14 protein-coding genes are annotated in these 17,284 nt (G+C 73.3%); 13 read left to right on the forward strand and 1 reads right to left on the reverse strand.

What is annotated here, in order from left to right:
• Positions 1–132: 132 nt before the first annotated feature.
• From RM445_RS15480 to mutM, 8 genes are all read left to right on the forward strand, one after another.
• The gene (locus tag RM445_RS15480) at positions 133–3,519 is read left to right on the forward strand and encodes a pyruvate carboxylase (RefSeq protein WP_311556989.1); all 3,387 of its coding nucleotides are present in this window, start codon (positions 133–135) and stop codon (positions 3,517–3,519) included.
• A 138-nt stretch (positions 3,520–3,657) separates the two neighbouring features.
• On the forward strand, positions 3,658–4,263 hold the full coding sequence (rsmD, locus tag RM445_RS15485) for a 16S rRNA (guanine(966)-N(2))-methyltransferase RsmD (RefSeq protein WP_311556991.1): 606 nt from the start codon (positions 3,658–3,660) through the stop codon (positions 4,261–4,263).
• An 11-nt stretch (positions 4,264–4,274) separates the two neighbouring features.
• Positions 4,275–4,757, forward strand: a complete 483-nt coding sequence (coaD, locus tag RM445_RS15490) for a pantetheine-phosphate adenylyltransferase (RefSeq protein WP_311556993.1) — start codon at positions 4,275–4,277, stop codon at positions 4,755–4,757.
• Between the two features lie 156 nt (positions 4,758–4,913).
• Entirely contained in the window at positions 4,914–5,660 is a 747-nt protein-coding gene (locus tag RM445_RS15495) for a DivIVA domain-containing protein (protein ID WP_311556994.1), read from the forward strand.
• Between the two features lie 61 nt (positions 5,661–5,721).
• Complete coding sequence (locus RM445_RS15500) at positions 5,722–6,276, forward strand: YceD family protein (RefSeq protein ID WP_311556995.1); 555 nt, start codon at positions 5,722–5,724, stop codon at positions 6,274–6,276.
• A 31-nt stretch (positions 6,277–6,307) separates the two neighbouring features.
• On the forward strand, positions 6,308–6,490 hold the full coding sequence (rpmF, locus tag RM445_RS15505; protein WP_311556996.1) for a 50S ribosomal protein L32: 183 nt from the start codon (positions 6,308–6,310) through the stop codon (positions 6,488–6,490).
• A 14-nt stretch (positions 6,491–6,504) separates the two neighbouring features.
• Entirely contained in the window at positions 6,505–7,251 is a 747-nt protein-coding gene (gene rnc / locus RM445_RS15510; protein WP_311556998.1) for a ribonuclease III, read from the forward strand.
• Between the two features lie 6 nt (positions 7,252–7,257).
• The gene (mutM, locus tag RM445_RS15515; protein WP_311556999.1) at positions 7,258–8,130 is read left to right on the forward strand and encodes a bifunctional DNA-formamidopyrimidine glycosylase/DNA-(apurinic or apyrimidinic site) lyase; all 873 of its coding nucleotides are present in this window, start codon (positions 7,258–7,260) and stop codon (positions 8,128–8,130) included.
• 12 nt (positions 8,131–8,142) lie between these two features.
• Here the strand turns inward: mutM and RM445_RS15520 are convergent, their stop codons facing one another.
• Positions 8,143–9,186 (reverse strand): magnesium and cobalt transport protein CorA, encoded by a 1,044-nt coding sequence (locus RM445_RS15520; RefSeq protein ID WP_311557000.1) that lies wholly within the window; start codon positions 9,184–9,186, stop codon positions 8,143–8,145.
• Positions 9,187–9,295: 109 nt separating this feature from the next.
• Here RM445_RS15520 and RM445_RS15525 point away from each other — a divergent pair, with 109 nt between their 5' ends.
• From RM445_RS15525 to RM445_RS15545, 5 genes are all read left to right on the forward strand, one after another.
• Entirely contained in the window at positions 9,296–9,604 is a 309-nt protein-coding gene (locus RM445_RS15525) for an acylphosphatase (protein ID WP_397469326.1), read from the forward strand.
• Positions 9,605–9,696: 92 nt separating this feature from the next.
• Positions 9,697–13,308, forward strand: a complete 3,612-nt coding sequence (smc, locus tag RM445_RS15530) for a chromosome segregation protein SMC (protein ID WP_311557003.1) — start codon at positions 9,697–9,699, stop codon at positions 13,306–13,308.
• 54 nt (positions 13,309–13,362) lie between these two features.
• A complete protein-coding gene (gene ftsY, locus RM445_RS15535) occupies positions 13,363–15,183 on the forward strand; it encodes a signal recognition particle-docking protein FtsY (protein ID WP_311557004.1) in 1,821 nt (606 codons plus the stop codon).
• Positions 15,184–15,469: 286 nt separating this feature from the next.
• The gene (locus tag RM445_RS15540) at positions 15,470–16,840 is read left to right on the forward strand and encodes an ammonium transporter (protein ID WP_311557201.1); all 1,371 of its coding nucleotides are present in this window, start codon (positions 15,470–15,472) and stop codon (positions 16,838–16,840) included.
• Positions 16,841–16,846: 6 nt separating this feature from the next.
• Positions 16,847–17,185: a P-II family nitrogen regulator gene (locus RM445_RS15545; protein ID WP_311557006.1), complete on the forward strand. Its 339-nt coding sequence runs from the start codon at positions 16,847–16,849 to the stop codon at positions 17,183–17,185.
• Positions 17,186–17,284 lie beyond the last annotated feature (99 nt).

Below are 17,284 nucleotides of genomic sequence, written 5' to 3' on the forward strand. Positions count from 1 at the left end.
GATGTGGCATACGTCCTTGGTACCGAACTGCACACCGCTGCGCCTGGGCCGAACGGGTGCGCGCCGTTACGGTTTCTCCACCAGTGAGTCGGCGGTGACCACCGCACGCTCGGCCGTTCCTCGGGGGGTCCCGTGTTCCGCAAGCTGCTCGTCGCCAACCGCGGCGAGATCGCGATCCGCGCCTTCCGCGCGGCCTACGAGCTGGATCTGGCGACGGTCGCGGTGTTCCCGTACGAGGACCGCAACTCCCTGCACCGCGCGAAGGCCGACGAGTCGTACCTGATCGGCGAGCGCGGGCACCCGGTGCGGGCCTACCTGTCGGTCGACGAGGTGATCGGCGCGGCGCGCCGGGCCGGTGCGGATGCGGTCTACCCCGGATACGGCTTCCTGTCGGAGAACCCGGACCTCGCCGAGGCCTGCGCCGATGCCGGGATCATCTTCGTCGGGCCGCCGCCTCAGGTGCTGCACCTGACCGGCGACAAGGCTCGGGCGATCACCGCCGCGCGGGAGGCCGGGTTGCCGGTGCTCGGGTCGTCGCCGCCCTCGGCCGACGTCGACGAGCTCGTCGCGGCCGCGGACGGTGTCGGATTCCCGCTGTTCGTCAAGGCCGTCGCCGGCGGCGGCGGGCGCGGGATGCGCCGCGTCGACGAACCGGACCAGCTGCGCGAGTCCGCACTCGCCGCGATGAGGGAGGCGCAGGCGGCGTTCGGCGACTCGACAGTCTTCCTCGAGCGCGCGGTGATCAACCCGCGGCACATCGAGGTGCAGATCCTCGCCGACGCCCACGGGAACGTCGTGCACCTCTACGAGCGCGACTGCTCGCTGCAGCGCCGGCACCAGAAGGTCATCGAGATCGCCCCGGCGCCGAACCTGGACCCGGAGATCCGCGACCGCATCTGCGCCGACGCCGTCGCCTTCGCCCGCCACATCGGCTACGTCAACGCCGGCACCGTGGAGTTCCTGCTCGACGAGCGCGGACAGCACGTGTTCATCGAGATGAACCCGCGCATCCAGGTCGAGCACACCGTGACCGAGCAGGTGACCGGCCGCGACCTGGTGATCGCCCAGCTGCGGATCGCGGGCGGGATGACCCTGCCCGAGATGAACCTGCGGCAGGACCAGATCCGGGTCAGCGGTTCCGCGCTGCAGTGCCGGGTGACCACGGAGGACCCGGCGAACGGCTTCCGCCCCGACACCGGGGTGATCAGCGCCTACCGCTCGCCGGGCGGCCCCGGCGTGCGGCTCGACGGCGGCACCCACGTGGCCGCCGAGGTCAGCGCGCACTTCGACTCGATGCTGGTCAAGCTCACCTGCAACAGTTACAGCTTCGGGAACGCCGTCCGCCGGGCCCGGCGGGCCATCGCGGAGTTCCGGATCCGGGGCGTCGCGACGAACCTGTCCTTCCTCGCCGCCGTGCTCGAGGACCCCGACTTCCGCGCGGGCCGGATCACCACGAGCTTCATCGACGAGCGCCCGCAGCTGCTCGACGCCCGCCGCTCGGCGGACCGGGGCACGAGGATCCTCACCTACCTCGCCGAGACCACGGTGAACAAGCCGAACGGCAGGCGCCCGGCGACCGTCGAACCGGTCGACAAGCTCCCGGAGGGGATCCTGCACGCCCCGGTCGTCGACGGGTCGCGCCAGCTGCTGGCCGCGCTGGGGCCGGAGCGGTTCGCCGCCCGCCTGCGTGCGCAGGACGCCGTGGCGGTCACCGACACCACCTTCCGGGACGCGCACCAGTCGCTGCTCGCCACCCGCGTGCGCACCCGGGACCTGGCCGCCGTCGCGCCGCACGTCGCCCGGCTGGTGCCCGAGCTGTTGAGCCTGGAGTGCTGGGGTGGCGCGACCTACGACGTCGCGCTGCGGTTCCTCGCCGAGGACCCGTGGGAGCGCCTCGCGACGCTGCGCGCGGCCGTTCCGAACATCTGCACGCAGATGCTGCTCCGCGGACGCAACACCGTCGGCTACACGCCGTACCCGACCGAGGTGACCGACGCCTTCGTCGCCGAGGCCGCGGCGACCGGGATGGACATCTTCCGGATCTTCGACGCGCTCAACGACGTCGGGCAGATGCGCCCCGCCATCGACGCCGTGCGGGCCACGGGGACGGCCGTCGCCGAGGTGGCTCTCTGCTACACCGGCGACCTGTCGGATCCCGCCGAGACGCTCTACACCCTCGACTACTACCTGCGTCTGGCCGAGCGGATCGTCGACGCGGGCGCGCACGTGCTGGCGATCAAGGACATGGCCGGCCTGCTGCGCCCGCCCGCGGCCCGGACACTGGTCACGGCGCTGCGCGAGCGCTTCGACCTGCCCGTCCACCTGCACACCCACGACACCGCCGGTGGCCAGCTGGCCACGCTGATCACCGCGATCGACGCCGGCGTGGACGCCGTCGACGGCGCTGTTGCATCGATGGCCGGCACCACCAGTCAGCCGTCCCTGTCCGCGCTGGTCGCCGCGACCGACCACACGCCGCGGGCGACCGGACTGGGTCGCCAGGCGGTCGCCGACCTGGAGCCCTACTGGGAGGCCGTGCGGAAGGTCTACGCGCCGTTCGAGTCGGGCCTCGCGTCGCCGACCGGCCGCGTCTACACGCACGAGATCCCCGGCGGGCAGCTCTCCAACCTGCGGCAGCAGGCGATCGCGCTCGGGCTCGGCGACCGGTTCGAGCTGATCGAGGACTACTACGCCGCCGCGGACCGGATGCTCGGGCGGATCGTCAAGGTCACGCCGTCGTCCAAGGTCGTCGGTGACCTCGCCCTCTACCTCGTGGGTGCCGGCGTGGAGGCCAAGGACTTCGAGGCCGATCCGGGTGAGTACGACGTGCCGGACTCGGTGATCGGGTTCCTGCACGGCGAGCTGGGCGACCCGCCCGGCGGCTGGCCCGAGCCGTTCCGCACCCGCGCGCTGGCCGGCCGGCCCGCGCCCAAGGGCGTCACCGAGCTGACCGACGACGACCGCTCCGGCCTGCGCGCCGACGACGTCGCCACCCGCCGGACCACGCTGAACCGCCTGCTGTTCCCGGGGCCGACCCGGGAGTACGCCGCGCACCGCGCCGCCTACGGCGACACGTCGGTGCTCTCGACGAAGGACTTCCTTTACGGGCTCGAGCAGGACGTCGAGCACAACGTCGAGCTGGAGCCGGGCGTGACGCTGCTGATCGAACTCGGCGCCGTCTCCGAGCCCGACGCCCGCGGGATGCGCACGGTCGTCACCACCCTCAACGGCCAGCTCCGGCCGGTGACGGTCCGGGACCGGTCGGTCGCCGTGGACGTGAAGACCGCCGAGAAGGCGGACCGCGCGAACCCCGGCCACGTCGCGGCCCCGTTCGCCGGCGTGGTGACGCTGGCCGTCGAGAGCGGTGCGACGGTGGAGCAGGGCCAGACGGTCGCGATGATCGAGGCGATGAAGATGGAGGCCTCGATCACCGCCCCGCGCGCCGGGACGGTGGCGCGAACGGCGATCGGGTCCGTGGAGCAGGTGGAGGGCGGCGACCTGCTGGTGGTTCTGGAGTAGCGGCGGGTCCGCAACGGCGGTGCGGATGACGTCAGCATGGTGGCTTTGCTGCGGTCGGAGTGCAGCAAAGCCACCATGCTGCGAACCTCGGCGCGCACCGGCGGGCCGTTCGTGCCCCTCGACGGGGAGGATGGGACCGTGACGCGGATCATCGCCGGGCGGGCCGGGGGGCGGCGCATCGCCGTGCCGCCGGCCGGGACGCGGCCGACGTCGGACCGGGTCCGCGAGGCGCTGTTCAGCTCGCTGACCGCCGATCCCGGCCTGGACGGAGCCGCCGTGCTCGACCTGTGCGCGGGCTCGGGGGCGCTGGGCCTGGAAGCCCTCTCCCGCGGTGCCGCGCACGCGTTCTTCGTGGAGTCGGACCGGCGGGCCGCCGCGGTGCTGCGGCGCAACGTCGCCGACCTCGGCCTGCCGGGCGCGACCGTCCGGGCCTCGTCGGCAGGGGCCGTGCTCGCGGGGCCCGCAGACCGCGTCTACGACGTCGTGCTCGTCGACCCGCCCTACGCCACCCCCGACGCCGAGGTCGCCGGCTGGCTCGCCGCCGCGTCGGCGAACGGCTGGCTGGCCGACGACGCGGTGGTCGTCGTCGAACGGGGCAGAGGACCGTCCTTCCCGTGGCCGGCGCCGCTGGTCGGGGTGCGCGAGCGGCGCTACGGCGACACGGTCCTGCACGTCGGCGGCATGGATGCGGCAGTGGTGCACGACGCAGGTCACGACCGGCACGGGACGATCCCGGCGCGGTAGCGTCGCGCCCCATGAGGCGCGCCGTCTGCCCCGGTTCCTTCGACCCGGTGACCAACGGGCACCTCGACATCATCGGTCGTGCGTCCGAGCTGTTCGACGAGGTCGTCGTGGCCGTCCTGGTGAACAAGAGCAAACGCAGCCTGTTCACCGTGGAGGAGCGGATCGGGATGCTGGCGGACGTCACCGGGGTGTTCCCCAACGTCACGATCGGCTCGTTCCACGGCCTGCTGGTCGACTACTGCCGCGAGCACGACATCCGGGCGATCGTGAAGGGGCTGCGCGCCGTCACCGACTTCGACTACGAGCTGCAGATGGCGCAGATGAACCAGCGCCTCTCGGGTGTCGACACGCTGTTCATGTCGACCAGCCCCGAGTACAGCTTCGTGTCCAGCTCGCTGGTCAAGGAGGTCGCGACGTACGGGGGCGACGTCGCGCACCTGCTGCCGGAGCCCGTGTACCGGCGCATGGTCGAGCGGATCCGCGAACGCGCGTGAGGCAGGGGGCTGAGGCCGGGGCGGTGCGCGTGGCCGAGCGTTCGGGCTCGAGTCCCCCGGCCTCGGGCCCCTGAGAGTGATCCCGAACGGTGGATCCGGACACGCGGGTGGGTGCAATCCGCCGTCTGGGCGGTGTGCGGTGCGAGGATGTGGCGCGTGTACCGGGTCTTCGAGTCGCTGGACGCGCTGGTCACGGTCGTCGAGGAGGCCCGCGGCCTCCCGATGACCGCGAACTGCGTGGTGCCCCGCGGTGACGTCCTCGAGCTGCTCGACGACGTGCGCGAGGCGCTCCCCGGCGAGCTGGACGATGCCCAGGACGTCATCGACCGCCGCGACGAGATCGTCGCCGAGGCCGAGCAGGAGGCCGAGCACACGCGCACCACCGCGAACGCGGACGCCGAGCAACTCGTCTCCGAGGCCCGGGGGGAGGCGCAGCGGTTGGTCGCCGAGGCCCGTGCCGAGGCCGGGGCGACCGTGGCGCAGGCCCGGCACGAGGCCGAGCTCGCGGTGGCCGACGGACGCCGGCAGTACACCGACCTCACCGAACGCGCCCGGTCCGACGCCGAGCGGCTCGCGGCGGCGGGGCGGGCGGCGCACGAGCGCCTCGTCGCCGACGGCCGCGCCGAGCAGGCCCGGCTCGTGTCCCAGGCCGAGGTCGTGCAGGCCTCGCGGGCCGAGGCTGCCCGCATCGTCGACGCGGCGGACGCCGAGGCGGACCGGCTGCGCCGCGACTGCGACAACTACGTCGACACCACCCTGCGCGAACTCGAGGAGAGCCTGGGCGGCGCGCTGCAGATGGTGAGCCGCAGCCGGGCGAGCCTGTGGCGTGGGACGGGCCGGCCGGCGAACGGGGCCGCGGTGCCGCCGGGGCGGTCCGGCACCGGCATGGATCTCATCGACTGATCCCGGGCCCCGGTTCTCGGGCACCCGGCACGCAGGCGGCCGACGGGCCTACCCTGGTCGGGTGACCACGCACGTCGACCCGGCGAACCCCTGGGTATTCAGCACGCGCGAGCTCGGCAGGCGTGCCGGTGCCATGCGCGCGTTCCACCGCGACGTCCCCGCTCCGGGCGACGACCGACGCATCGGCCTCGACGTCCTCGCCGTGCCTCCGGGCGCGACCATCGTGCTCGACGTGCGGCTCGAGTCGGTCACGGAGGGCGTGTACGTCTCCGGCACCGCGTCGGCGCCCCTGGCGGGCGAGTGCGCGCGTTGCCTGGACGACCTGACCGACCACGTCACCGTCGAGATCGGTGAGCTGTTCGCCTATCCGGACAGCGTCACGGACGAGACCACGGACGAGGACGAGCTGCCGCGGGTGGCCGACGACCACGTCGACCTGGAGCAGACCGTGCGCGACGCCGTGGTACTCACCCTGCCGCTGGCTCCGCTCTGCTCCGACGACTGCCCCGGTCTGTGCCCGGAATGCGGCGAGCGCCGGGCCGACCTCGGCCCGGACCACGGGCATGAGACACTGGATCCTCGATGGGCCGCTCTGCGCGAGCGCATGCCCAACTAGGCGTCCCTGTACTACCGCAAGGAGATTCATCGTGGCCGTTCCCAAGCGCCGGATGTCGCGGTCCAACACGCGCTCCCGCCGGGCGCAGTGGAAGGCTGCTGCTCCCACCCTCGTGAACTGTGAGAACCGCGCATGCCGCGCGAAGAAGCCGCCGCACACGGCCTGCCCGACGTGCGGGACCTACAGCGGCCGCCAGGTCGTCAGCCCGGCCTGACCGCGCCGGGCACGATGGCTGAGCGCGGCCTGCAGGGGCCCGTCACGGACCGGGAGCCGCTGCTCGCTGCTCTGGGCGTCGAGCTCGACGAGGAGTTGCTGACCCTCGCGCTGACTCATCGGTCCTTCGCGTACGAGAACGGCGGGCTGCCGACCAACGAGCGGCTGGAGTTCCTCGGCGACTCGGTGCTCGGCGTGGTCGTCACCGAGCGGCTGTACCGCGACCACCCGGATCTGCCGGAGGGGCAGCTGGCCAAGCTGCGGGCGAGTGTGGTCAACATGCACGCCCTCGCCGGAGTGGCCACGCATCTGAGCCCGGCCGGGCTCGGGGCGCACCTGTACCTCGGGCGCGGCGAGGAGCTGACCGGCGGCCGGACGAAGACGAGCATCCTCGCCGACGCCACCGAGGCGCTGATCGGAGCGGTGTACCTCGAGCACGGCCTCGAGACCGCGCGGTCCGTCGTGCACCGGCTCTTCGACTCCCTGCTCCAGGCGGCCCCGCTGCTCGGCGCCGGCCTGGACTGGAAGACGAGCCTCCAGGAGCTGACGGCTGCGGCGGATCTGGGCGTGCCCGAGTACCGGATCGCCGAAGAGGGCCCGGATCACTCCAAGCTGTTCACCGCCACGGCGGTGGTCGGCGGCCGCTCGCTCGGCTCGGGCGACGGCCGCACCAAGAAGGAGGCCGAGCAGAAGGCCGCCCAGCTCGCCTGGCGGACCCTGACGGCCGAGGCGGCGTCCGGCACCGGCGCCACCACGGGCTGACCTTCCGTGCCCGAGCTGCCCGAGGTCGAGGTGGTCCGGCGGGGCCTCGCCGACCACGTCGTCGACCGCACCATCGCCCGCGTCGAGGTGGCCCACCCACGCGCGGTACGGCGGCACCTCGAAGGCGGCGGCGACTTCGCAGCCCGTCTGCAGGGGCGCACGATCACCGCGGCCCGCCGGCGGGGCAAGTACCTGTGGCTGGAGCTCGATGGTGGGGAGCCGGGGTCCGACGCCGTGCTCGCGCACCTCGGCATGAGCGGGCAGATGCTCGTCGCCACTCCTGACCGGCCGGACGAGAAGCACCTGCGGATCCGGCTCGCCTTTTCAGACGGGGGGCCGGAGCTGCGGTTCGTCGACCAGCGCACGTTCGGTGGCCTCTCGGTGCACCCCCTGGTCCCCGCGGTGGGAGGCGGCCTGCTGCCCGCCCCCGTGGCGCACATCGCGCGCGATCCGATGGACCCCGCGTTCTCTCTCGACGACGCCGTCGCCGCGATCCGCCGCCGCCGTACCGAACTCAAGCGCGCGCTGCTGGACCAGACGGCCGTGTCCGGGATCGGCAACATCTACGCCGACGAGGCGCTGTGGCGGGCGAAACTGCACGGCGCGCGGCCCACGGAGAAGCTGACCCGCGCGCAGGGGCGGACGGTGCTCACGGCCGCCGCCGAGGTCATGGACGAAGCGCTCGCCCAGGGTGGGACGTCGTTCGATGCGCTGTACGTCAACGTGAACGGCGCGTCGGGCTACTTCGACCGCTCGCTGGCGGCGTACGGCCAGGCCGACCGTCCGTGTCCGCGCTGCGGCACCCCGATCCGCCGCGAGTCCTTCATGAACCGCAGCTCGTTCTCATGCCCGCGCTGCCAGCCCCGTCCGCGTCGCTGATCTCTTGCCGACCTACAGCCAGTCGTTGCGCTTGAACAGCACCCAGAGCAGCCCGCCGGCCAGCACCATCAGCAGGATCGCGAACGGGTAGCCCAGTGCCCAGTGCAGCTCGGGCATGCTGTCGAAGTTCATCCCGTAGATGCCCGCGACGAGCGTCGGGGCGAACGCGATGGCGGCCCACGACGAGATCCGCTTGACCTGCTCGTTCTGCTCGAAGCCCGCCTCGGTGAGCCGGGCCATCTCCTCGTTCTGGCGCTGCCCCACCAGGGTGGCCTGCACGTTCACCAGGTTGGTCAGCAGCGTCTTGAAGTTCTCGACGCGCTCCAGCACGCGCGTGGCGTGGTCCTCGACGTCGCGCATCCGCCTGCGCAGCTCGACGTCGGTCGTGTCGCCGTTCTTGCCGAACTGCCACCGCAGCTGCGCGAAGATGTCGCGCAGCGGCTCGACGGCGCGGTAGAACGCGATGACCTCGCGGCTGAGCTGGTAGATCCGCTTCGACACGGCGGCGTCACCGCCGAAGACCTGCTCCTCGATCTGGTCGATGTCGTCCTGCAGCCCCTCCAGCACGGGCTGGTAGTCGTCGACGACGCGGTCGAGCACTCCCCACAGCACCGCGTAGGGGCCGTGCGCGAGCAGCTCCGGGTCCTCCTCCAGGTGCTTGCGGACCACCGCGAGGTCCGGCTCGTCGGCGTGCCGGACCGTGATCGCGAACTCGGGGCCGAGGAAGAGGTGCAGCTCGCCGAGCTTGATCACCTCGACGGGGTCGACGTAGCGGGCGGGCCGCAGCACCACGAAGACGGTGTTGCCGTACCGCTCCAGCTTCGGGCGCTGGTGCTGGTTGACCGTGTCCTCGACAGCCAGCTCGTGCAACCCGAACTCGCGCGCGACGGCGTCGATCTCGTCCTTACCGGGGCGCAGCATGCCGATCCAGGCGAAGCTGCGGCCTTCGTCCGAGCAGCTGCGCAGCGCGCTGAAGGCGGTGTCGAGCGACGATGGGGCGAGCTTCCGCCGTCCGTCGACGTAGATCGCGTTGTCCACCACCGACACGGTGCCCACCCCCTTCCACCGACGAGCGTAATCCCGGGTCGGGGCCGGCACCGGTGCGGTGCGTGGCATCGCCCGGGACGTCCCATCCGTCCCCGCGCCCGTCGGATACGGTCGCGCGATTGTGAGCACCGACTCGGGGAGCGCCGGCACCGGCGACGTCGTCCGCCTCACCGCCTGGGTGGAGGGCTTCGTGCAGGGCGTGGGCTTCCGCTGGTGGACGCGGTCGAGGGCGCTGGAGCTCGGGCTGGTGGGCTCCGCACGCAACCTGACCGACGGGCGGGTGGCCGTGGTGGCCGAGGGTGACCGTGCAGCCTGCGAGGCCCTGCTCGAGGCCCTGCGCGGTGGGCACGCCCCAGGGGCCGTGCGGCAGGTCGTGGAGCAGTGGACCAGCGCTCGCGGTGATCTTCGGGGCTTCGTCGAGGGCTGAGCGTCCCCGGGAGCTCCCGGAACTGTCGGGGCGGCTCGATAGCCTGCGCCCAGCCACGGAACACGAGTGGTCGGCCGGTCGGGGGAGTGCGCGTGCATCTGAAGAGCCTGACGCTGAAGGGCTTCAAGTCCTTCGCCTCGGCCACCACGCTGCGCCTGGAGCCCGGGATCACCTGTGTCGTGGGCCCGAACGGCTCGGGCAAGAGCAATGTCGTCGACGCCATCAGCTGGGTGCTCGGCGAGCAGGGCGCCAAGGCGCTGCGCGGCGGGAAGATGGAAGACGTGATCTTCGCCGGCACCTCGGGCCGGGCGCCGCTGGGCCGGGCCGAGGTCACGCTGACGATCGACAACTCCGACGGCGCGCTGCCGATCGACTACTCCGAGGTCTCGATCACCCGCCGCATGTTCCGCGATGGCGCCGGTGAGTACGAGATCAACGGCACGGCGTGCCGCCTGCTCGACATCCAGGAGCTGCTCAGCGACTCGGGGATCGGCCGCGAGCTGCACGTCGTGGTCGGGCAGGGGCAGCTCGACTCCGTGCTGCAGTCCCGCCCCGAGGACCGCCGTGCCTACATCGAGGAGGCCGCGGGCGTCCTCAAGCACCGCAAGCGCAAGGAGAAGGCGCTGCGGAAGCTCGACTCGATGCAGGCCAACCTCACCCGCCTGACGGACCTCACGACCGAGCTGCGCCGCCAGCTCAAGCCGCTCGGGCGGCAGGCGGAGATCGCCCGGCGCGCGCAGGCGGTGCAGTCGGAGCTGCGCGACGCGCGTCTTCGGCTGGCCGCCGACGACCTCGTCACGCTGCGCGGCGAGCTGGCCCGGGAGGAGGCCGACGAGTCGGCCGCGCGGGCCCGCCGGCTGGAGGTCGAGGAGCAGCTCGCCGTGGCCCGCGCCGAGCAACAGCGGCTGGAAGACGCCCTGACCCAGGACGCGCCGCGGCTCGCCGCCGCGCAGGACACCTGGTACCGGCTCTCGACGCTGGCCGAACGCCTGCGCGGCACCGTCGGCCTCGCGCAGGAGCGCGCGCGGCACCTCGCCGACGTCGGCGACACGCGCACCCCGGGGCGCGACCCGGACGAGCTGGATGCCGAGGCCGAGATCGTCGCCGAGCAGGAGGCGGAGCTGGCCGAGGCCGTCGTCGACGCCCGGCAGCAGCTCGCCGAGGTGCTGGAGGAGCGCACCGAGCACGAGGCGACGCTCGCCGCTGCGGAACGCGCCCACGTCGCCGCCGTCCGGGCGCTGGCCGACCGCCGGGCCGGGCTCGCGACGCTGGCCGGCCGGGCGGAGGCCCTGCGCAGCGGTGTCTCGGCGAACGCCGAGGAGATCGAGCGGCTGTCCGAGGCGCTGGGCGAGGCGGACATGCGCACCCGGACGGCGCAGGAGGAGCTCGAGACCGCCCGCGACGCGACCGGAGTGGACGCCGAGGCCGACGACGGCCTCGGGGATCGGGTGGCGGAGGCGGGCCAGGCTCACGAGGCCGCGCGCACGCGGGTGCGGGAGCTGGTCGCGGCCGAGCGGGCCGCCGAGCAGCAGCGGGCGCACTGGCGCGCGCGGGTGGATGCGCTGTCGGTCGGCCTGGCCCGGCGCGACGGCTCGAGCGCGCTGCTGGGCGACACCGGCCCGGACGGCGTCGTGGGGGCGCTGTCCGGGTTGGTCTCGGTCGACGCCGAGGCCCGCACCGCCGTCGCGGCCGCACTCGGGGAGCTGGCCGACGCCGTGGCGGTCGAGTCGGCGGAGGCCGCGGTCGGCGTCCTGCGCCACCTGCGTGTGGCGGATGCGGGACGGGCGTCGCTGCTCGTGGGGCGGGTGGACGCGGGTGTCGACGGCGGACACGGGCCGGGGGTGCGTGTGGGCGCATCGGCCGAAGGCCCGCCGCCGGTGGGGCGGTGGGCGGCCGATTTCGTCCACGCGCCCGCCGCGCTGGCCGCGTCGGTCGGCCGGGTTCTGTCCGGGGTCGTGGTGGTGGACGATCTCGACTCGGCACACGCAGTCGTGGCCGCCGGGCTGACCGCCGTGACGACGGACGGCGACCTGCTCGCCCCGGAGCGGGCGTCGGGCGGCTCGGGTGGCGGGGCGAGCGCGCTGGACGTGCAGGCGGCGGTCGACGAGGCCGTGGCCGCCCGCGACGCCGTGGAAGACGAGTTGGCCCGGGTGCGACCGGCGGTGGAGGGCGCGCGGGCCGAGGAAGCGGCGCGGCTGGCCGACCTGACTGCTGCCCGGGAGGCCCGCACGGCCGCCGAGCGCCGGGCGAGCGCCGCCGCGGCCCAGCTGGGCCGGCTGGAGCAGGCCGTGCGGTCGGCCGGTGCCGAGGCCGAGCGGCTGCGGGTACGGCGCGACGCGGTCGAGGCGAAGCGGTCCGACGCGCTGCTGGCGCTGGAGGCGGCAGAGCGCCAGCTCGCGGTCGCCGAAGACGAACCGGTCGACGACGAGCCCGACACCGGGATCCGCGATGCTGCTGCCGATGCGCTGACCCGTGCCCGCGCCACCGAGGTCGACGCCCGGCTGGCGCTGCGCACCGCCGAGGAGCGCGCCCGGGCGATCGCCGGCCGGGCCGACTCGCTGCGCCGCCAGGCGTCGTCGGAGCGCCAGGCCAGGGCCCGGGCCGTCGCCGCGCGGGCGGCCCGCGAACGCGGAGCCAGGATCGCCGCGGTCGTCGTCTCCGCCGGAGAGACGGCCTGCTCCGCGATCGCCGAGTCGCTCGCCACGGCCGCCGTCGAGCGCGACGCCGCTGCGGCCGCACGCGCCGAGCGGGAGCGTGCGCTGGTCGAGGTGCGCACGGTGACGACCCGGCTCACCTCCCTCCTGGAGAAGCTCGTCGACGCCGTGCACCGCGACGAGGTGCTCCGCGCCCAGTCGCGGGCCCGGCTGGAAGCGCTCACCTCCAAGGTGCTCGACGACCACGGACTGGCGGCGGACGACCTGGCCGACGAGTACGGGCCGCACGTGCCCGTTCCGGCGTCCGCGGCGGAGATGGCCGAGTACGAGGCGGCCCGCGAGCGGGGCGACGACGTGGTGGCGCCCCCGCCGATGCCCTACGACCGCGCCACCCAGCAGCGCCGTGCCGCGCGTGCCGAGAAGGACCTCGGGCTGCTGGGCCGGGTGAACCCGCTGGCGTTGGAGGAGTTCGCCGCGCTGGAGGAGCGCTACCGGTTCCTGTCCACGCAGCTCGAAGACCTCAAGAACACGCGCCGGGATCTGCTCACGGTGGTCCGCGAGGTCGACGACAAGATCCTCGCGGTGTTCACCGAGGCCTACACGGACGTCGCACGCGAGTTCGAGATCGTGTTCGCCACGCTGTTCCCGGGCGGCGACGGCCGCCTCGTCCTCACCGACCCGTCGGACATGCTCACCACCGGCATCGAGGTGGAGGCCCGGCCGCCGGGGAAGAAGGTCAAGCGCCTCTCGCTGCTGTCGGGCGGCGAGCGTTCGCTGACGGCGATGGCGCTGCTGGTGGCGATCTTCCGGGCGCGCCCCTCGCCGTTCTACGTGCTCGACGAGATCGAGGCCGCGCTGGACGACGTCAACCTCCGGCGCCTGATCCTGTTGATGGAGGAGCTGCGCACCACGTCACAGCTCGTCGTCATCACCCACCAGAAGGCGACGATGGAGGTCGCCGACGCGCTCTACGGCGTGTCCATGCGCGGCGACGGCATCACCACCGTGATCTCGCAGCGTCTCCGCGCCGCGGAGCCCGCCGCGTCGTGACGTCGCGGCCCCCTCGGGGCAGCTTCCGCCGCGCGCGCGTGACAGGGTGGAGCGGTGACCACGCAGACCTTGTGGATCGTCGTCGCGGTCGTCGTGGCGGTATTCCTGATCGCCGCCGTGCTCGGCCTGGTGCTGCGCAGGCAGCGTCGGATCAGCCTGCGCGAGTCCGAGCGGCTCGAGCGGGAGTCCGGTCCCACTCCGCCGCGCAAGGGCGGCTCGTACAAGGCGGAGAGCGGGTTCTCCTTCTCGGCAGGCCCCACCGCCACACCCACGCTGGGGGAGGCGGCCCCGGTGGCCCCGCCACCGGGCGCGTCCGCCGTCCCGCCGGAAGCCGCCCCGACCTCGGCTCCGCAGCCGGGCGTGCCCGGGATCGCTCCGGAGGCGGCCCCGCAGGCCCCGCCACCGGACGCCCCGGAGCTCCGTCCGGCGCAGGCCCCACAGGAGGCAGCACCGGCAGGCCCGGCCGCCACCGTCGCTCCCGAACGTGCCGTGCCCACGGCGGAGTCCGCGGTACCCCAGGCCCCGCCGGCCCCGCCGGAGATCGCGGTACCGGAGACCGCTGCGCCGGAGACCGCTGCGCCGGAGACCACCGCGCCGGAGACCACCGCGCCGGAGACCACCGCGCCGGAGACCACCGCGCCGGAGACCACTGCGCCGGAACGTGACGTCCCGACGCCGGCCGCGGAGACCGTCGCTCCGCCGGCGCCCGAACGGTCGGCCCCCACGCTGCCGACCACCCCGTACCCACCGACAGCGCCGGCCCCGGACGAGCCGCGCTCGGCCAACGGCTCGGCCCCCACCCTGGTGCCGCCGATCGCCGCGCCTCCCACGACGGCGCCCCCCGCACCTCCCACGACGGCACCGGCCGCGCCGCCCGTGGCTCCGGCACCTGCACCCGCTCCGGCATCCACCGCACCGGCGCCCACCGCACCGGCCGCCCCGAGCGAGGCCATCGATCCTGCGGAGGGCCGGCTGGACCGGCTGCGGGGGCGGCTCGCGCGCTCCCGGTCCGGGTTCGGGCAGGGCCTGCTCGGCCTGCTCGGCGCGGGTGAGCTCGACGAGGAGTCGTGGGAAGACGTCGAGGCGACGCTGCTGCAGGCCGACCTCGGGCCGGAGATGACCGCGGAGCTGGTCGAGACGTTGCGGGTCGAGCTCGCCCGGCGTGCCGTCCGCACCCCCGCACAGGCGCGCCAGCTCCTGCGCGACGTCCTCACCGACGCACTGCGCCCGGAGCTGAACCGCTCGGTCGCCGCCCTCCCGCACGACGGACGGCCCGCGGTGCTGCTGATCGTCGGCGTCAACGGCACGGGCAAGACCACCACCACGGGGAAACTCGCCCGGGTGCTCGTCGCGAACGGCCGGCACGTCGTGCTCGGTGCCGCCGACACGTTCCGTGCCGCGGCCGCCGAGCAGCTCGGCACCTGGGGCGAGCGGGCGGGTGCCACGGTGGTGCGCGGCCCCGAGGGCGCAGACCCGGCGAGCGTCGCGTTCGACGCGGTGAAGCGGGGCACGGAGGAGGGCGCCGACGCCGTGCTGCTCGACACCGCAGGCCGCCTACACACCAAGACCGGCCTGATGGACGAGCTGGGCAAGGTCAAGCGGGTGGTCTCCCGCCAGGCCGAGGTCGACGAGGTACTGCTGGTCCTCGACGCCACGACCGGCCAGAACGGTCTCATCCAGGCCCGGGTCTTCGGCGATGTCGTCGACGTGAGCGGCATCGTCTTGACCAAGCTCGACGGCACCGCGAAGGGCGGCATCGTCTTCCGCGTGCAGCGCGAGCTCGGCGTGCCGGTGAAGCTCGTCGGGCTCGGAGAGGGTCCGGACGACCTCGCGCCCTTCGAACCCGCCGCCTTCGTGGACGCCCTGCTGACGTGACGCCGTGACGGCGCAGTCGTTCACGGTCGCCGAGAGGTGCCCGTGGGCGACGTGACGGCCGTCATGCTCGCGCACCGTGTTGTTGGTACGGTTCGTTGCACAACCGGGACGTACGCGTGACCGGGCCCACGGAAACGGGCCCGGTAATGCGCTTGTAACCTCTCCGGCTGCCTCGTTCACCTCCAGGAAACGCGAGCGGAGGACGACGGAAACACGGCGCTCCGACGATTTCCTCCATATGCCGCACCCCGATGGCGGCCTGGACGGGAGGAGTTCCGTGGACGGATTGGATACCGGCGACACCGCGTGGATGCTCGCCAGCACCGCGCTGGTGCTGCTGATGACGCCGGGGCTGGCGTTCTTCTACGGCGGCATGGTCCGTAGCAAGAGCGTGCTGAACATGATGATGATGTCCCTGAGCGCGATGGGACTCGTCGGCATCCTGTGGGCGCTCTACGGCTACTCGATGGCCTTCGGCAACGACGTGGGCGGGGGTCTGCTGGGCAACCCGTTCGAGGCCTGGGGCCTCAAGGGCCTGTTCGTCGGCAGCTACACCGGCGACGCCATCTCGTACCCGCTCTCGGGCACGATCCCGGCCCTGGTGTTCGTGGGCTTCCAGGCAACGTTCGCCATCATCACCGTCGCCCTGATCTCGGGCGCGGTGGCCGACCGCATGAAGTTCAGCGCCTGGCTGGTGTTCGCCGGGATCTGGGCCACGGTCGTGTACTTCCCGGTGGCGCACTGGGTCTTCGCCTTCTCGAGCGACGCGACCGGCGTCGTCGGCGGCTGGATCGCCAACGACCTCGCCGCGATCGACTTCGCCGGTGGCACCGCGGTGCACATCAACTCCGGTGCGGCGGCGCTGGCTCTCTGTCTCGTCATCGGCAAGCGCCGCGGGTGGCCGCGTGAGGCCATGCGCCCGCACAACCTGCCGTTCGTGATGCTCGGCTCCGGCCTGCTGTGGTTCGGCTGGTTCGGGTTCAACGCCGGCTCGGCGCTGGGCGCCAACGGCATCGCCGGCTTCGCCATGATCAACACGATCGTCGCGACCTGCGCCGCCATGCTCGGCTGGCTCGTCACCGAGAAGATCCGCGACGGCCACCCGACCAGTCTCGGCGCCGCCTCCGGCATCGTCGCGGGCCTGGTGGGCATCACCCCGTCCTGCTCGTCGATCTCCCCGATGGGCGCGATCCTGCTCGGCGTGATCACCGGCGTGCTCTGTGCGCTGGCCGTCGGCCTGAAGTTCCGCTTCGGCTACGACGACTCGCTCGACGTGGTCGGCGTGCACCTCGTCGGTGGTCTGACCGGCACGATCCTGGTCGGCTTCCTCGCCGACCCGGGTAGCCCGGCGGGCGTCGCCGGCCTGTTCTACGGCGGCGGTGTCGACCAGCTGTGGCGCCAGATCGTCGGTGCGGCCGCGGTGCTGATCTACTCGTTCGTCCTGAGCTACATCATCGCCCTGGTCGTCAAGGCGATCATGGGTCTGCGGGTGGACGACGAGCAGGAGTCGAACGGCGTCGACGAGGCCGAGCACGCCGAGACGGCCTACGACTTCTCCACCCTCCGCAGCATCAGCGGTGGGGGCACGCCTCGCCCGGACGCCGCGACCGCGAAGGCCGCCGCCCACGTCCCCGCCCACGCCAGCAAGGAAGGCTGAGCCCCGATGAAGCTGGTCACGGCGATCGTCAAGCCGTTCGTCCTGGAGGACGTCAAGGGTGCCCTCGAGCAGATCGGGGTGCTGGGCATGACGGTCAGCGAAGTGCAGGGCTACGGCCGCCAGAAGGGCCACACCGAGGTCTACCGGGGTGCGGAGTACTCCGTCGACTTCGTGCCGAAGGTCCGGGTGGAGGTCGTCGCCGACGACACCCTCGCGGACAAGGTCGTCGACGCCATCGTTGAATCCGCCCGCACGGGCAAGATCGGCGACGGCAAGGTCTGGGTGATCCCGGTCGACAGCGTCGTCCGTGTCCGCACGGGAGAGCGCGGCGGCGACGCCGTCTGACGTCGTTCGACAACGGCGGCGCCCACAGACGCCGCCGGCACGGCCCGGGCCCGCCGCACCCATCCCGGTGCGGCGGGCCCCGCCGTTTCCGCCCGACCC

The sequence above is a fragment of the Pseudonocardia charpentierae genome, assembly GCF_031845345.1.
In the GTDB taxonomy this organism is placed as follows: domain Bacteria; phylum Actinomycetota; class Actinomycetes; order Mycobacteriales; family Pseudonocardiaceae; genus Pseudonocardia; species Pseudonocardia charpentierae.